This window comes from aff. Roholtiella sp. LEGE 12411 (assembly GCF_015206995.1).
GTDB lineage: Bacteria > Cyanobacteriota > Cyanobacteriia > Cyanobacteriales > Nostocaceae > Komarekiella.
The window spans coordinates 52,753-67,782 of sequence record NZ_JADEXR010000014.1; the positions used below are offsets into that span (position 1 = coordinate 52,753).

Consider the following 15,030-nt stretch of genomic DNA (forward strand, 5'->3'; position numbering starts at 1 on the left):
TTGTTTTCTACCCAGAAGTAACTCATAATTCAATTTAATACTAATAAAAAAAAACAGGATTATTTAGTTATGCTGAGTGCGAAAATGCGGCTAGTGAATCAACTTCACAAGTGCGAGAAGTCCGATATAAGAATCCGGTTTTAATATTGAATAAAAAACTAAGAAATAATTGGGAGCTTTTCTAATTCATGTTACAAGGATGGATTCAAATTGCCATAACGTTACTTGTTGTCATAGCAACTACTCCCTTTTTCGGGAGATATATGGCTAACGTCTTTATGGAAGAGAGAACGTTACTCGACCCGATAATAAATCCGCTAGAACGAGCCATTTATGGCTTTAGTGCGGTGCGATCGCCTACGGCGGGGGGTAGCCCATCGCAAGATGAAATGACTGGGTGGCAATATGCCAAAGCTGTGCTGTATAGCAATCTCATTATGGGGATTTGGGTTTACCTTATCTTGATGACTCAAGGATGGTTAGCACTTAATCCTACAGGGTTAGGTGGGCCCAGTTGGGATACAGCGCTGCACACCACTTTTTCCTTCCTCACTAACACAGACCAGCAGCACTATTCTGGCGAGACGACCCTTAGCTATGCCAGCCAAACTTTTGCGCTTGGTTTTCTAATGTTCACATCGGCGGCAACAGGTTTATCTGTAGGCATCGCCTTCATTCGCGGTTTAACTGGCAGACCTTTGGGCAACTTTTACACTGACCTCATCAGGTCAATCACTCGAATATTGCTCCCCATGTCTATTATTGGGGGATTGTTGTTAATCTTAGCGGGTGTGCCAGAAACCTTAGCAGGCCCAGCAACAGCAACCACCCTAGAAGGCACAACTCAGGTAATTGCCCGTGGCCCAATTGCCCACTTCGAGATTATTAAACAAATTGGAGAGAATGGTGGCGGTTTTTTTGGCGCTAACTCTGCCCATCCCTTGGAAAATCCCAATGGTTTCTCTAACCTGTTAGAGACTTGGGCAATGATTTCCATCCCCTCGGCGCTGATTTATACCTACGGTGTGTTTGCTAACAACCGCAAACAGGCTTGGTTAGTATTTTGGATGGTGTTTGTCATCTTTGTCTTTTTAGTAAGCATCGCAGCAGTAGGTGAGTTTCAAGGAAATCCCCTGGTTAATTCCTTCTTAGGAGGACAACAACCCAACTTAGAAGGAAAAGAAGTTCGATTTGGTTGGGCGCAAACAGCACTATGGGCGGTAATGACTACAGCAACAATGTGCGGTGCTGTAAATGGAATGCACGATTCTTTAATGCCGCCAGGTGGGTTTGCCACTCTGTTTAATATGTTCTTGCAAATCATCTGGGGAGGTCAGGGAACTGGCACGGCGTACCTGTTTATCTACTTGATTTTGGCGGTGTTCCTCACTGGTTTAATGGTGGGACGAACCCCGGAATTTTTAGGGCGCAAAATCGAGAAAAAAGAAATCGTTCTTGCCAGCGTCATCTTGTTAGTTCATCCCTTTGCCATTCTCATCCCTTGGGCGATCGTCTTTGGCTTTCCCGATACTCTGTCAGGCATTAGCAACCCAGGTTTCCACGGCGTTTCGCAGGTGGTCTACGAATATGCTTCCGCAGCAGCCAACAACGGTTCTGGCTTTGAAGGATTAGGAGATAACACCCTCTGGTGGAATCTCAGCACCAGTGTCAGCATTTTGGCAGGACGTTATATCCCCATCATCGCCCTGCTACTCCTAGCAGATAGTATGTCCCGCAAGCAAGCTGTTCCTATGACCTCTGGTACTTTGAGAACCGATACTAGACTCTTCACTGGAGTTACAGGGGGCGTGATTTTGATTCTTGGTGCCCTCACCTTCTTCCCCGTATTAGTTTTAGGCCCTCTGGCAGAAGCGTTTCAAATTGCCAGAGGCGGCTAAACAATTCAAAATATTCGTTCATTCAAAATGGAATTATCAACTAAACCTCGACAAGAACGCAAACATACGCCCAAAGCTAAAAATACAGGACTCTACTCTAGGGCTTTTCAGCAAGCATTCGTCAAGCTGCACCCACGGACGATGCTCAAGAACCCGGTGATGTTTTTGGTATGGGTAGGCACAATTATTACAGCGCTGCTAACAATTACACCCAATTTGTTTGGCAACATTCCCGGAGACAACCCACGACTGTTTAATGGACTGATTACCTTTATTCTGTTCTTTACTGTTGTGTTTGCTAACTTTGCGGAAGCGATCGCTGAAGGACGGGGCAAAGCTCAAGCTGATGCTTTAAGAGCAACAAAATCTGATGTGACAGCACGTAAACTTCTCCCCGATGGCTCTATCCAAGAAATTAGCTCTACAGCCTTACGTCGCGGCGACCAAATCAAAGTAATTGCAGGCGACATCATCCCCGCCGATGGGGAGGTAGTTGCGGGGGTGGCTTCCGTTGATGAATCTGCTATTACCGGAGAGTCTGCACCAGTATTGAAAGAACCAGGGTCAGACATTGCCAGTTCTGTTACTGGGGGAACGCGCATCACCTCTGATGAATTGGTGATTCGCGTTACGGCTGACCCTGGCAAAGGCTTTATTGACCGGATGATATCCCTAGTAGAAGGGGCTTCCCGGAGTAAAACTCCTAATGAAATCGCTTTGACGGTCTTGCTCGCAGTCCTGACGCAAGTATTTTTAGTGGTGATTGCAACTCTGCCTACGGTTTCAGTCTACGTTAAATCACCAGTAAGTATTGCCATGTTGATAGCCTTGTTGGTGGCGCTGATTCCCACCACAATTGGGGGATTATTAAGTGCGATCGGGATTGCCGGGATGGATAGAGTCGCCCAGTTTAACGTGATTGCTACTTCTGGACGTGCAGTAGAAGTCTGTGGGGATATTAATACGTTGGTATTAGATAAAACAGGCACGATTACTTTAGGGAACCGTTTGGCAGAAGAATTTATTCCTGTCAACGGTCATTCGCTAAATGAAGTAGCGGAAGTTGCATTAGCATCTAGTGTTTTTGATGAAACTCCAGAAGGAAAATCTATCGTTAAACTTGCAGATAAATTAGGAGCAAGATTAGATTTCGACCCAAAACAGGCAGAAGGTATCGAATTTTCTGCCAAAACTCGCATGAGTGGCACTGACTTACCTAATGGCATACAAATTCGCAAGGGTGCTGTGGATGCGATTAAAGGATTTGTCCGCTCCCGAAATGGACAATTAACTCCCGAATTGGATGCAGCCTACGAGCGAATTTCCCGATTGGGCGGAACTCCGTTAGCTATATGTCAAAACGACAAAATCTACGGTGTGATTTATCTTAAAGACATCATTAAATCGGGCATCCGAGAACGGTTTGATCAAATGCGGCGTATGGGGATCAAAACCGTTATGCTTACCGGAGATAACCGTATCACTGCATCTGTGATTGCTCAAGAAGCTGGAGTCGATGACTTTATTGCTGAAGCTACTCCAGAAGACAAAATTGAGGTGATTCGTTCTGAACAAGGACAAGGCAAGTTAGTTGCTATGACTGGAGATGGTACTAACGATGCTCCAGCTTTGGCTCAGGCAAATGTCGGGGTGGCAATGAATTCGGGCACGCAAGCAGCGAAAGAGGCTGCTAATATGGTAGACCTGGATTCTGACCCCACGAAATTGATTGATATCGTCACTATTGGTAAGCAATTGCTGATTACCCGTGGCGCACTCACTACCTTTTCCATTGCTAACGATGTTGCCAAGTATTTCGCCATCATTCCCGCTATCTTCGCGGGTATTGGTGTTGGCAGTCTCAATATTATGGGTTTGGCAAGCCCCGAATCTGCGGTATTATCAGCACTGATTTACAATGCCTTGATTATTCCGGCGCTTATTCCCTTAGCGCTAACTGGTATCAAGTTTCGACCGTTAACGGCAGACCAACTTTTACAACGAAATATTTTCATTTATGGACTCGGTGGCGTTATTGCTCCCTTCATTGCCGTCAAAGTGATTGATGTACTGATTACTGCGGTTGGTTTGGCGTAATTAAAATTTGGAATTTGGAATTATGGGATATTTACCACAAGATTTTTCTGAAGTGTTTGCCTTGGTAACTTCCAAACGAAATCGCATTCCGCTAAATCTATTTTTGCTTTTGTGCTTTAACGTGCTACTAGCACCAGCAGTACAGGCTGCAACGCCAGGAGGCTCACGCTTTGCATCTTATGCCATTGCCCTCTTAGGACTTGTTACCCTCAGCCTGTGCGTTTATTTATTCGTTGTGATTTTTCAACCGGAGAAATTTTAAATGAGTCAGCTGCGCCAAATCAATAAAGCTATTCGTTCTACTTTTGCTCTGTGGGTACTAACGGCATTGCTGTATCCTCTGTTGATGCTGCTGTCTGGACAGATAGCGTTTTCCTTCCAGGCTAACGGCAGCTTACTCACCAATTCTCAAGGAAGAGTCGTTGGTTCAGCATTGATTGGTCAACCATTTAGAAGCGATCGCTACTTTTGGAGTCGTCCCAGCAGCATTGACTATAGTACCAAACCCGAAGTTGCCACCACAGGAACTTCAGGAGCCAGCAACCTGGCACCTAGCAATCCTGAACTCCTCAAACGCATTCAAAAAGAAGTAACCCAGCTCAAACAAGCTAATATTCAACCTACCGCCGATTTAGTTTATACCTCTGGCTCCGGTCTAGATCCACATATCAGCCCTGAAGCAGCCCAAGCACAAGTGCAGCACGTCTCAACTGCCCGCCGTATTGATCCAAACCAAATTCAAAAGCTCATAGACAAAAACACTGATGGCAGATTCCTAAGTATTTTTGGCGAACCTGGAGTCAACGTCTTGAAACTGAATCTGGCATTAGACGCTTTGCAACCCAATCTTTAGCTTTCCAAGGTTTATTCCTGATTCATGTTTCATCCCTCTAATCCCTCCCCTGACCAATAGTTTCACGGCAGGCAAGCCCCTAAATTCTCAGGGGTTTTCAGCATTTTCCTTATAACAAAAATCTTGCTAAACGAGTATGTGTAAGGTAACATAGGGCGAACGATGGGACTTGAACCCACGAATGGTGGTACCACAAACCACTGCCTTAACCACTTGGCTACGCTCGCCATTCAACAAATTTAATTATAACAAGTTTTGGGGAAGCGAGCAAGAGTGTTTGTTCAAGGAACGGACTCAGTTGTTTTAGAGTCAAATGACTACAGCGAAATTTTATTTGTAAAACATGAAGGCCTTAATCACTTTTGCATATTTTGGAGCAGCAGCGGGACTTGCCGCTTTGGGGGTGACAATGGCAAAGACCAATCCCAGTCAGGCTGAATATGAAGAATATGCAGTACAGCGGCTGGCAAAATACTTAAAGACCGACGTATGTAAAAAAACAACAAATATTTTAGAAAATTTAATAAATTTAAATTGTGATAAGTTAGTTGATTCGGTTAACCCACAAATGCAGGAAATTATTGCCAGGACTACAGAAAAGCAAAATTATATTATTTTTAGTATTTACCGTACAGATTTAAAATTAAATTCTTGGGTGCCTTCTTACCGATTTGAAACGGTGGGAGCATTTGATCAATTTTATACTTACACTGCCCAAGAGCAATAAGGCGAGCAGCAAGGGAAAATATGGAAGTACTTGGATTGCTAGCCACGCCCTTGTTAATCAGCAAGCAATGTAGGCAAAGTGAAAAAGGGGACTGAGAAAAAATTCCAAAATATATTCGGGGTTAGAGCAAATTCCATAGTTTTTCATTTGAATACCAATGCCCAATGCCCCATGCCCAATACCCAATGCCCAATCCCTTTTACTCTTAAGTAAGATAAGAAAAATAGTAACTGAGAGTAAAATCCTTGCCAATGTCATCTGCTTATCTACTAGTATCCCACGGAAGTCGTGATCCGCGTCCAGAAATTGCTATGCAACAACTGGCAGGGCTAGTACGTAATAAACTGCTTAATAGATATAACCAAGTAGCTTCTAATGGTGGCGTAGTTTCTCCACATTGTGAAAAGCTGGTAGGTATAGCTTATTTAGAAGTGAGTTCTGAGCCACTACACGAGCAGATTAGACAATTTGCCAAGAGCGCTTTTGCTTCTGAGTGCGATCGCTTGAACATAATACCGCTATTTTTGCTGCCGGGAGTGCATGTGATGACAGATATTCCAGCGGAAGTAGCACTAGCACAACAGGCTATTGGTCAAGATCTGATGATTGATTTGCGACCATACTTAGGTAGTTACCCAAGTTTAGGCAAATTGCTGGCAAAGTCAATGGCTGCTATCAAAGCAGAAGTGTGGATTCTGTTAGCTCATGGTAGCAGTCGCCCCGGCTCTCAACAGCCGGTAGAAGCAATGGCGGCGAGCCTGGGAGCAGTGGCTGCTTATTGGGCTGTGCCTCCTAGTTTAGAATCACGGGTGAAAGAATTGGTAGTTGCTGGCTATCGGGAAATTGCAATTTTGCCATATTTTTTGTTCCCAGGTGGAATAACTGATGCGATCGCTCAGTCAATAGAGGAGCTAAAATTACAGTTCCCAATGGTAACTTTCCAGCTGGCTAAGCCTTTGGGAGCAAGTACAGAATTAGCCGAGCTAATTTTGGATTTAGTAGACAGATGAACCGCACACAAACAGAGGGGAGAAAGTATTTGGGAAAGGTTTATTTAGTAGGTGCGGGGCCTGGAGATCCGGGACTACTTACTCTTAAGGGAAAAAGCTTGTTGGAATGTGCAGATGTAGTCATCTATGACGCCTTGGTGAGTCCAACAATTCTGGCAATGATTAATCCCCTAGCAGAGCAAATTAACGCGGGTAAGCGAATGGGGAGACATTCCTTGTTACAGGAACAAACAACTCAATTACTGATTGATAAAGCACAGGATAATGCAATTGTGGTGCGGCTAAAGGGTGGAGATCCGTTTATCTTTGGTCGCGGTGGCGAGGAAATGGCAGAATTGGTAAAAGCTGGAATCAACGTGGAAGTTGTACCTGGTATTACATCGGGGATTGCAGCTGCGGCTTATGCAGGCATACCTTTAACTCATCGACTATATAGTTCGTCAGTAACTTTTGTCACAGGACATGAAGCGGCAGGTGCGTATAAACCGAAAGTAAATTGGAATGCGATCGCCCACGGTTCCGAAACAATTGTGATTTACATGGGAATTCACAATCTGCCTTACATTGTGGAACAGTTAAGTGCAGCAGGGCTGGGTTTAGAAACGCCGATTGCTTTAGTGCGTTGGGGTACACGACCCGAACAGGAAGAATTGATTGGGACGCTGAAGACTATTGTAGAACAGGTAGAGCAAACTGGATTTGGTGCGCCGGCGATCGCAGTAATTGGCTCGGTGGTAAATATGCACAGTATTTTGTCTGGTTGTCGTCCAATTTGATGGTTTGTTTGCAGCTTGTCTAACTTAAAACTATTGACTCATGAAGGTTGTCCAGAGTCAAGAGGAGCCAGTCACGTGCGGGAGTTCTCCTCGTTGAGTGAACTGGCGTTCAAGGGTCAAAAGTCAATAGTAATTCTGGACTCTGGAATGCGTGACTTTTGACAGATTAAACGCTCATAATATGCAATGCTCAAGACCAAGTTTTTGGAGAAGTTTATAATGTATGGAATAAATTTAGAAAGCAGATAAACTGGTCACAAGAAAATCAAATCGATCAGATCTGACAAATCCGAGGAAAAGGATTATGACTGCTGTTGTACAGAAACTCCTGAAGAGCTTCGATCAATTGACAGACTCAGAACAGCTAGAACTGGCATCAGAGATTTTAAAGCGAGTAACGCATTTAGACTTTCCGCCTTTATCGAATGAGGATTTAGTGTTGACTGCTGAAGGTCTTTTTCTAGAGTTAGATAAACAAGAATCTGCTCATGAGTAGTCCTGATCGTGGAGAGGTTTGGCTCGTCGATCTGGGCTATGTAGCAAAAGTCAGACCATGTTTAGTAATCAGTGTTCCTACTTTAGAGCAAGACCGTGCATTATCGACTTTAATCCCACATACAACAAGCCCACGCAGTTCAAGATTTGAGGTGCAAGTTAAAGCTAAGTTCCTTCGAGAAGGAGTATTTGACGTTCAAAACATCATTACAATACCTCATGCAAAACTTCTACGCAAGCTAGGAAGTCTGACACCAAAGCAAATGGTAGAAGTGGAGGAGGCGCTACTCTTATGGCTAGGACTTAAAGATGAAAACACTGAGGAACATGAGAAGTAGTCTGGACGTTGGTTGCAGCGGCATATAAAATTAGATCGCATTATCCGCAATCACAATAAAATAAATGTTTATACCTTAATCGATTGAATAACACTCAGTAGCTGCTCAAGCGTATATGGCTTAGTTATATAGGCGTCAGCACTTTGTTTCCTCGCCCACAAGTGATGAATTGCCTGATTTTTACTACTACAAATTACAATCGGCACTTTTTGATTAGTCAGATTTATGTTGAGGAAGCGACACAACTCAAATCCGCTCATTCCTGGCATTACTACATCGGTAACAATTGCATCCGGTTTTTCTTCTAAGACTATTTCCAGAGCTTCTTGAGCGCTAGTGGCTTTAATGATGTTATAACCTTTATCTCTAAGAAAATGACTGATTAATTCCAATTCGCTCAAAGAATCTTTGACAACTAAAATTGTGCCAATCAAAGTAATACTCAACCTTGAATCTCCAAAGCGTAGTTATTTTTCTATTAAGAAATTAAACAATGTGTTGGAAGATTATTTTCAGTAAGTCTCCTTGTGTAAAGGGCTTAGTTAAATAGCCGGATGCCTTGACCATCTTGGCTTTAGCTCTATCGATAAAACCCGTTTTTCCTGTCACCATAATCACGGGTGTATTTTTAAAATATGAGTGTTTACGTAGCAAAGAGCATAGCTCATACCCATCTAAGTTAGGCATTGAAATGTCCAACAAAATCAGGTCTGGTTTAGCGCGGATGATGTGCATTAAAGCTTTCAAAGAATCGGTGACTCCCACAACCGAAAACATTTGCTCATCTAAATAACTTTTGATTGCATTCAAAACTGTAGGGCTATCATCAATACAAAAGATTGTGTAGAGTTTTTTGTCAGCAGGCGGTGGTACAATTTGCTTGCCACTATTATCGATAGTATTAATACTGTTAGTTGAAGGGCGGTTAGCGTATGCTACTGGTGGATTCCCGTTCTCTAGATTGAGCAACTTTTGAGCAGCCTGTGTTAAAGTTTGTGGCTGATTTGTCGGCAAAAATTGCGAGGGTTGCACTGGAGAAACAGGCGATCGCTTTTGACAATGTTCGACTAGTAGGCGAAGATTCAGATGACAAAACTTTGGCATGTCATCCAGAAAGCTTTCAGGAATAAATTCATAACTACCCTCTTCTAAGTTCAGAAATGACTCAAGAACTTCTAGCGCTAATTGCTCTATCAGTATCGCCGCTTGAGAGGGGCTAATATATTTTTGATTGACTAACCAGCAAATAGCTAAATAATCTGGATTCGGTATCGCCTGATTTTCAATACCAGTTTCAAATATCGCTCGCAACTGCTCATGAATTCCACGAGGAAGGGTAGAAATTTGCTGACTCAAGCGTTGCAAGTTTCTGTACAGAGGTTCAAACATTTTCTCTGAGTAGCAGGTATAGATTAATTTACCTTCGTCTATATATATTGACCAAGAACCTGAGGTACTAAAGACCTGCAAACAACCAGTCACAGACTTACCAGTAATCTTTTTCAATAGAGATAATGGCTGGAGTTTTTGAAAAAATCTATATCTACTAATAGGAAGTGTCTTCATCGGGACGGCTCTGGATTAAATTGATATTCGCAGTTAAAATTGGTAAATTACCTTTTCGCAATTCACAGCGACATTGTTGTAGGCACTGTTAGATCAATATAGCGGTCACACTTAAGTTAGTACAGAGATTCCACACCCCCCAACACCTAACTTGCCAATCTCTGCTAAGCTAGAATGCACAAATCACAATTTATTATGTCAAACCAAGCCGTACTGTTGTCAAATAGCAAGATGGCTCAATTGGTTTCATGGAAACAGTATTCCAAAAATCCAATTTACTTTCTGTATATTTGGCTAATCTGACTGGTCTAACCCTAACTCAACCACACGTGTAGACCAACGCCTCAGAGCCGCATAGAGAGCGAAAAGATTGCAGATGAGGGTATTTATTGGTGTAAGGTTGTAGTCAGTCGGCAACATGGAAAAAGATACGCTTTGCAAGCTGATGTGCATTTAACTTGTAGGCTGGATGTAATATTCCCTGTGTCTGGTTAGGGAAGAAGGTGTTAATCTGTCTCCTCTGTAGTTCCATGCTCAGACTTTTATCTTCAGATGAAACGCGCAAAGTCAGAGATTAGCAGCTGAGATGGCTTTATGAATAATAAGAGTATTACATGCAACTAAGTATTTATAATTATTCAAGGTATTACTTAAGTTCTAGATTGTAGAGCTTTTCTTTACAATACTTAAGCAAATTCATCCCTTGAGCAACAAAAATGGTAAACTCCTATTAGAGGTTGGTCAGTTGATAATTGATGCAGTGATGGTATGTAGTGAGATGCAATCACGACCGACTCAGCAGAAGATAATCTGTTCATAAGGAATGAAAACACGCTCTCAAGTTGTGTTGCGATGAATAGTCACCCTGCACAATTAAAAGTGTCCAATTCTCGAATTCGCAGCGAAACTCAAGAAGTATAGTGCATACCTTAAAAATAACAATTTTCAGTTAAATGGTAGATGGGAAGTAAATTACTTACTAAAACTAAGATTACTATACATTACATTTAAAGTGAAAATCAAAATAATATGTAAATTTTATAAGAAATAATTAGATAAAATATGAATAAAAATTAATATTAGATTCCTGGAAATTGTCTGAGACATTTATTCGTTGCATTATCCGGATACGCGGACAAGGTACAGTAAAACACACTTTTATTATGTTATTAACTTACATTTCTAAAGGAATGAATTATTTGGTACTAGCAATGTAGCATAAAAATTTAAATTATTAAAAGTAACAGATATTAAGATGTTAAAGAAAAGTTAGTAAATACACTAAATTATGTCATAAACTGTCTGCGGGAATTAGCAGAAGATAAAAAATAAATTATCTAAGTATAAATGCAGAATCAGCCATATTAAAAAAGGTGACTATCGCTATTCGCGGTGTAGTAGAAATTGAGTAAGTACAGCGCGATCGCAATCTCAACAATACTGTAGCGATCGCAGGTATTGGCCTAGCAACTAGCCAAATAGCATCGTCTGTTATTCTTGCCCAAGAACAGCCACCCCAAAATATCCCCTTTTTCCAAACCACAGTGTTTTGGTGGAGTATTGCAACCGGTGTAGTTGCGAGTCTAATTTTCTGGAGTATCCTGCACCTGTATAGCCTCATGACTCGCTTACGCCGTTAAATCTCTCCCTTCCTTGGCAATTCGTTAAAATTAAGAGTGCTACCCGTTAAATGGGAATCACCGCAATGGTCACACAGCTACCATCTTCTACCCAAAAAGGCATCATCTACCCCGACAGCGACGGACAGCCAATGGCAGACAATACCAAGCAGTTTGAGTTAATTGTATGGATTAAAGATAATTTAGAACTGCTGTTTGCCAACGATCCTAATGTGTTTGTGGCTGGTGATTTACTGTGGTATCCCGTAGAAAATGATAACAAGCTCCGCCAAGCTCCCGACGTGATGATAGTATTTGGTAGACCGAAAGGATACCGGGGTTCTTACCAACAGTGGTTTGAAGATAATATTCCTCCACAAGTAGTTTTTGAAATTTGGTCGCCTGGAAATCGTCTCTCCAAAATGGCGAAGAAATTTGAGTTTTATGAGCGTTATGGTGTAGAAGAATACTATTTGTATGAACCTGATGTAGTGGACTTGACAGGTTGGCAGCTTCGTAACTCACGATTAGAAGTAATTGACCAAATGGCTGGTTGGGTGAGTCCTAGATTAGGAGTGCGCTTCGAGTTGTCTGAGCAAGAACTGCAAATCTATCGTCCTGATGGCGATCGCTTTCTCACCTATTTAGAACTAGATCAGCAACGACAGCAACAAAGACAACGAGCTGAACAAGCGGAAGCTAGAGCTGAACAAGCAGAAGCTCAATTAGAAGCACTTCGCGCTTTACTTAAAGAACGGGGAATTAATCCAGAGCAATTGTAACCGACTCTAATTTACAAGTTTAAGAACCTTCAGTTCGTTAACATTGACAATACACTTGTGAAATTGGACGTATAGCAATGGTCACTCAGCTACCATCTTCCAGCCAAAAAGCCATTGTCTACCCCGAAAGCGATGGACAGCCAATGGCAGAAAATACAAAACAGTTTGAGTTGATTGTGCTGATTAAAAAGAACTTGGATCTTTTATTTGCTGATGACCCTAATGTATTCGTTGCCGGCGATTTATTTTGGTATCCTGTTCAGGGGGATAATGTCACCCGCAGAGCGCCTGATGTCATGGTAGTCTTTGGCAGACCAAAAGCAGACCGAGGTTCTTACCTACAATGGCAAGAAGATAATATTCCCCCACAAGTGGTGTTTGAAATTCTCTCTCCTAGCAATAGTGCTAAAGAGATGATTGCTAAATACAAATTTTACGAGCGCTATGGGGTAGAAGAATATTACTTATATGATCCAGAGACAGGTGAATTAAGTGGTTGGTTACGTTCTGGTAGTGAACTAGCTGAAATTCCCCAAATGACTGGTTGGGTAAGTTCCCGTCTCAGTATTCGCTTTGAATTGTCAGATAGCGAACTTCAGATTTATCGTCCTGATGGGCAGCGGTTTCTGACATATTTAGAACTAGCGCAACAACGGGAACAAGCCCAAGCTCAAGCTGAACAAGAACGCCAGCGAGCTGAACAAGAACACCAACGAGCTGAACAAGAACGCCAACGAGCTGAACAAGCAGAAAGTGAACTAGAAGCACTTCGCGCTTTACTTAAAGAACAGGGAATTAATCCAGAGCAATTGTGACCGAATTTAATTTACAAGTTGAAGAAAGTAGCGATGGCTCTGCCAACGCCAAAGGCGAACGCCTTGATCGCTATCTTTCCCAAGAATTATCAGATTTATCTCGTTCCCGCATCCAACAGTTAATCGAACAGGGTAACGTGCAACTTAACGGCAAATTCTGCACGTCTAAGAAAATAAATGTCAAATCAGGCGATCGCATCACCCTGGAAATACCAGAAGCGCAACCCTTAGAACTGCAAGCAGAAGATATTCCTTTAGATATTCTCTACGAAGATGATCAGTTACTGATTCTCAACAAACCCGCAGGCTTAGTCGTTCATCCCGCACCTGGTCATCCAGATGGTACTCTGGTAAACGCCCTGTTGGCACACTGTCCCAACTTACCAGGAATTGGGGGAGTCCAACGTCCAGGAATTGTCCATCGACTAGATAAGGATACAACAGGGGCGATCGCAATTGCCAAGACAGATATTGCCTATCAAAGCCTACAAGCACAACTCCAGGCAAAAACCGCCCAGCGAGAATACTTAGGCGTGGTTTACGGTGCGCCACAAGTTGAAAGTGGTACTATAGACTTGCCCATCGGTCGCCATCCACAAGACCGCAAAAAAATGGCTATTATACACGTTGAACAAGGCGGACGATCTGCCGTCACTCATTGGCGAGTACTAGAACGCTTAGGTAATTACACATTAATCCACTTCCAATTAGAAACTGGACGCACTCATCAAATTCGCGTCCACAGCGCCAAAATCGGTCATCCAATCGTTGGTGATCCAGTTTATAGTTCTGGCCATTCAGTGGGGGTAAATTTGCCCGGCCAAGCACTGCACGCTTGGCGTCTAAAGTTGCAACATCCCCTATCTGCGGAGTCGATTGAGGTGACAGCTCCCCCTCCCAGAACATTTACAAAGCTTTTGGAGGTTTTGCAAAGACGAATTACACTTTGACAAAAAAGTGTGTGATTTAAACGTGGTATTCGCTAAACAATTAGCGTGCATCAGACATGGGATAGAGTGTACTTCATTAGTTATACCTAAATGAAACTCCTACATAACCCAGGACTTATGCACGCTATAAGATAATTTAAGGCTGTGTACTAGCCAGATGCAGACGAAAAATCGTTACTTAATGCCTGCTAGTTGTCTATAAGGTACAGACTTTTCAATATCAATATTGTATGGCGAGATCCGTTGTGGAGGATTGCCAGTCGCATTGATATCTTGTGCCATACCCAGGAATAGAGATGGATCGCCAGCCTTGGGCTTTTGGTCTTGTGGGGTGTATCTCCGTACTTCTACCTGCCAAATGATTTGTGGGAAGCCCAGTTTGGCACGGTGGTAAGCATCGTATCGTGGAGACTTGATGTTGAAAGGTAATTCACCTTCAGCGCGGGATGGTAATACTCGACGTCGTTGATAGGGAACTGTGGAGTATCCAAAATTGCTCAAGTACTCTTCAGTATTGAGCAATTCGTCAACGAAGCCTTTAATACCCTTGGTAGCAACTACAATTGACCAGGCAATTTTTTCCCGCTCGTTGTAAACGTCGCGACCGAGAACCTTTTGCACGCAATGTTCCACAAAGCGGTAGTTGCTGTTGAGGTCGTAGAAGCTTTTTTTAAAGGTATTGGAAAGCAACAAACCACGAATAAAGTCCCGCACTGTAATCTGTCCATTACGGAGTTGGGACTCTAGGAATGGTTCGCGATCGGCTGCAAAGGCATGGAAAAAAATCTGACGATATGCAGATTCGATCAAATTACCTAGATCTGATGGAGAAAGCAGATTGTCTGTAGAGAAAACTCTGGGCTGTTCATCACCCGGTACTTCATACGCTGCTACACGCTGGTTTTGACTTGAAGGGTCATATGTTAATAGAGGAAGTGCCACTATAAAGCCTCCATGTTCTTAATTAAAATTAACAACTTTAAATCACATATTAAGGGAGTAGTTGGATCAGAACCTCATAATTCTGATAAAGTTTCACGAAACTTAACCAAGGGGAATTCAGTGGGGTATGGGGCATGGGGCATTGGGCATGGGGTATGGGGG

The 15,030-nt window shown here is 42.7% G+C and carries 17 protein-coding genes and 1 tRNA gene; 12 read left to right on the forward strand and 6 right to left on the reverse strand.

Annotation, left to right across the window (positions count from 1 at the left end; genetic code table 11):
- Positions 1 to 188: 188 nt before the first annotated feature.
- The 4 genes from kdpA to kdpC are packed head-to-tail and all read left to right on the forward strand — an operon-like array spanning position 189 to position 4,848.
- Complete coding sequence (gene kdpA / locus IQ246_RS05245) at positions 189 to 1,898, forward strand: potassium-transporting ATPase subunit KdpA (RefSeq protein ID WP_194000779.1); 1,710 nt, start codon at positions 189 to 191, stop codon at positions 1,896 to 1,898.
- Positions 1,899 to 1,925: 27 nt separating this feature from the next.
- Positions 1,926 to 3,995, forward strand: a complete 2,070-nt coding sequence (kdpB, locus tag IQ246_RS05250) for a potassium-transporting ATPase subunit KdpB (RefSeq protein ID WP_194000781.1) — start codon at positions 1,926 to 1,928, stop codon at positions 3,993 to 3,995.
- A 22-nt stretch (positions 3,996 to 4,017) separates the two neighbouring features.
- Complete coding sequence (locus tag IQ246_RS05255) at positions 4,018 to 4,257, forward strand: potassium-transporting ATPase subunit F (protein WP_194000783.1); 240 nt, start codon at positions 4,018 to 4,020, stop codon at positions 4,255 to 4,257.
- The gene (kdpC, locus tag IQ246_RS05260; RefSeq protein WP_194000785.1) at positions 4,258 to 4,848 is read left to right on the forward strand and encodes a K(+)-transporting ATPase subunit C; all 591 of its coding nucleotides are present in this window, start codon (positions 4,258 to 4,260) and stop codon (positions 4,846 to 4,848) included.
- A 154-nt stretch (positions 4,849 to 5,002) separates the two neighbouring features.
- Here kdpC and IQ246_RS05265 read toward each other — a convergent pair.
- Positions 5,003 to 5,075: transfer RNA gene (locus IQ246_RS05265), tRNA-His, on the reverse strand.
- Between the two features lie 116 nt (positions 5,076 to 5,191).
- On the opposite strand from IQ246_RS05265, the gene IQ246_RS05270 reads away from it, so the two are divergent.
- Positions 5,192 to 5,575, forward strand: coding sequence for a DUF4359 domain-containing protein (locus IQ246_RS05270; protein WP_194000787.1), 384 nt, complete (start codon positions 5,192 to 5,194; stop codon positions 5,573 to 5,575).
- 57 nt (positions 5,576 to 5,632) lie between these two features.
- Here the strand turns inward: IQ246_RS05270 and IQ246_RS05275 are convergent, their stop codons facing one another.
- Positions 5,633 to 5,833: a hypothetical protein gene (locus IQ246_RS05275; protein WP_194000789.1), complete on the reverse strand. Its 201-nt coding sequence runs from the start codon at positions 5,831 to 5,833 to the stop codon at positions 5,633 to 5,635.
- Between IQ246_RS05275 and IQ246_RS05280 the strand changes: the two genes are divergently transcribed.
- The 4 genes from IQ246_RS05280 (at position 5,827) to IQ246_RS05295 (ending at position 8,194) form a co-directional block, all read left to right on the forward strand.
- Positions 5,827 to 6,585, forward strand: coding sequence for a sirohydrochlorin chelatase (locus tag IQ246_RS05280; RefSeq protein WP_194000791.1), 759 nt, complete (start codon positions 5,827 to 5,829; stop codon positions 6,583 to 6,585). The genes IQ246_RS05275 and IQ246_RS05280 overlap by 7 nt on opposite strands.
- Positions 6,582 to 7,361 (forward strand): uroporphyrinogen-III C-methyltransferase, encoded by a 780-nt coding sequence (cobA, locus tag IQ246_RS05285; protein WP_194000793.1) that lies wholly within the window; start codon positions 6,582 to 6,584, stop codon positions 7,359 to 7,361. The genes IQ246_RS05280 and cobA overlap by 4 nt, the downstream gene beginning before the upstream one ends.
- Before the next feature lie 304 nt (positions 7,362 to 7,665).
- A complete protein-coding gene (locus tag IQ246_RS05290; protein ID WP_194000795.1) occupies positions 7,666 to 7,857 on the forward strand; it encodes a hypothetical protein in 192 nt (63 codons plus the stop codon).
- The gene (locus IQ246_RS05295) at positions 7,850 to 8,194 is read left to right on the forward strand and encodes a type II toxin-antitoxin system PemK/MazF family toxin (protein ID WP_194000797.1); all 345 of its coding nucleotides are present in this window, start codon (positions 7,850 to 7,852) and stop codon (positions 8,192 to 8,194) included. Before IQ246_RS05290 ends, IQ246_RS05295 begins: the two co-directional genes overlap by 8 nt.
- Before the next feature lie 68 nt (positions 8,195 to 8,262).
- Here IQ246_RS05295 and IQ246_RS05300 read toward each other — a convergent pair whose 3' ends face one another.
- The 3 genes from IQ246_RS05300 to IQ246_RS05310 all read right to left on the reverse strand — a co-directional run bounded on the left by IQ246_RS05300 (position 8,263) and on the right by IQ246_RS05310 (position 11,303).
- Positions 8,263 to 8,640 carry a PleD family two-component system response regulator gene (locus tag IQ246_RS05300; protein WP_194000799.1) on the reverse strand — a complete coding sequence of 126 codons (378 nt, stop codon included), beginning with the start codon at positions 8,638 to 8,640 and terminating at the stop codon, positions 8,263 to 8,265.
- Positions 8,641 to 8,680: 40 nt separating this feature from the next.
- Positions 8,681 to 9,760 (reverse strand): response regulator, encoded by a 1,080-nt coding sequence (locus tag IQ246_RS05305; RefSeq protein WP_194000802.1) that lies wholly within the window; start codon positions 9,758 to 9,760, stop codon positions 8,681 to 8,683.
- Positions 9,761 to 11,093: 1,333 nt separating this feature from the next.
- Positions 11,094 to 11,303 (reverse strand): hypothetical protein, encoded by a 210-nt coding sequence (locus tag IQ246_RS05310; protein ID WP_194000804.1) that lies wholly within the window; start codon positions 11,301 to 11,303, stop codon positions 11,094 to 11,096.
- Between the two features lie 162 nt (positions 11,304 to 11,465).
- Here IQ246_RS05310 and IQ246_RS05315 point away from each other — a divergent pair, with 162 nt between their 5' ends.
- The 3 genes from IQ246_RS05315 to IQ246_RS05325 all read left to right on the forward strand — a co-directional run bounded on the left by IQ246_RS05315 (position 11,466) and on the right by IQ246_RS05325 (position 13,926).
- Complete coding sequence (locus tag IQ246_RS05315; protein ID WP_194000806.1) at positions 11,466 to 12,161, forward strand: Uma2 family endonuclease; 696 nt, start codon at positions 11,466 to 11,468, stop codon at positions 12,159 to 12,161.
- A 77-nt stretch (positions 12,162 to 12,238) separates the two neighbouring features.
- Complete coding sequence (locus IQ246_RS05320; RefSeq protein WP_194000808.1) at positions 12,239 to 12,976, forward strand: Uma2 family endonuclease; 738 nt, start codon at positions 12,239 to 12,241, stop codon at positions 12,974 to 12,976.
- A complete protein-coding gene (locus IQ246_RS05325) occupies positions 12,973 to 13,926 on the forward strand; it encodes an RluA family pseudouridine synthase (protein WP_194000810.1) in 954 nt (317 codons plus the stop codon). Before IQ246_RS05320 ends, IQ246_RS05325 begins: the two co-directional genes overlap by 4 nt.
- A 174-nt stretch (positions 13,927 to 14,100) precedes the next feature.
- Here the strand turns inward: IQ246_RS05325 and IQ246_RS05330 are convergent, their stop codons facing one another.
- A complete protein-coding gene (locus tag IQ246_RS05330; protein ID WP_194000812.1) occupies positions 14,101 to 14,868 on the reverse strand; it encodes a phycobilisome rod-core linker polypeptide in 768 nt (255 codons plus the stop codon).
- Between the last annotated feature and the right edge of the window lie 162 nt (positions 14,869 to 15,030).

What these genes read in the sequence shown, in the direction of transcription:
- IQ246_RS05305 (WP_194000802.1), bottom strand. Translation starts at nt 9,760, where the DNA reads ATGAAGACACTTCCTATTAGTAGATATAGATTTTTTCAAAAACTCCAG.
- IQ246_RS05295 (WP_194000797.1), top strand. Translation starts at nt 7,850, where the DNA reads ATGAGTAGTCCTGATCGTGGAGAGGTTTGGCTCGTCGATCTGGGCTAT.
- IQ246_RS05315 (WP_194000806.1), top strand. Translation starts at nt 11,466, where the DNA reads ATGGTCACACAGCTACCATCTTCTACCCAAAAAGGCATCATCTACCCC.
- IQ246_RS05275 (WP_194000789.1), bottom strand. Translation starts at nt 5,833, where the DNA reads ATGACATTGGCAAGGATTTTACTCTCAGTTACTATTTTTCTTATCTTA.
- kdpC (WP_194000785.1), top strand. Translation starts at nt 4,258, where the DNA reads ATGAGTCAGCTGCGCCAAATCAATAAAGCTATTCGTTCTACTTTTGCT.
- kdpA (WP_194000779.1), top strand. Translation starts at nt 189, where the DNA reads ATGTTACAAGGATGGATTCAAATTGCCATAACGTTACTTGTTGTCATA.
- IQ246_RS05255 (WP_194000783.1), top strand. Translation starts at nt 4,018, where the DNA reads ATGGGATATTTACCACAAGATTTTTCTGAAGTGTTTGCCTTGGTAACT.
- IQ246_RS05280 (WP_194000791.1), top strand. Translation starts at nt 5,827, where the DNA reads ATGTCATCTGCTTATCTACTAGTATCCCACGGAAGTCGTGATCCGCGT.
- IQ246_RS05270 (WP_194000787.1), top strand. Translation starts at nt 5,192, where the DNA reads ATGAAGGCCTTAATCACTTTTGCATATTTTGGAGCAGCAGCGGGACTT.
- IQ246_RS05320 (WP_194000808.1), top strand. Translation starts at nt 12,239, where the DNA reads ATGGTCACTCAGCTACCATCTTCCAGCCAAAAAGCCATTGTCTACCCC.
- kdpB (WP_194000781.1), top strand. Translation starts at nt 1,926, where the DNA reads ATGGAATTATCAACTAAACCTCGACAAGAACGCAAACATACGCCCAAA.
- IQ246_RS05290 (WP_194000795.1), top strand. Translation starts at nt 7,666, where the DNA reads ATGACTGCTGTTGTACAGAAACTCCTGAAGAGCTTCGATCAATTGACA.
- cobA (WP_194000793.1), top strand. Translation starts at nt 6,582, where the DNA reads ATGAACCGCACACAAACAGAGGGGAGAAAGTATTTGGGAAAGGTTTAT.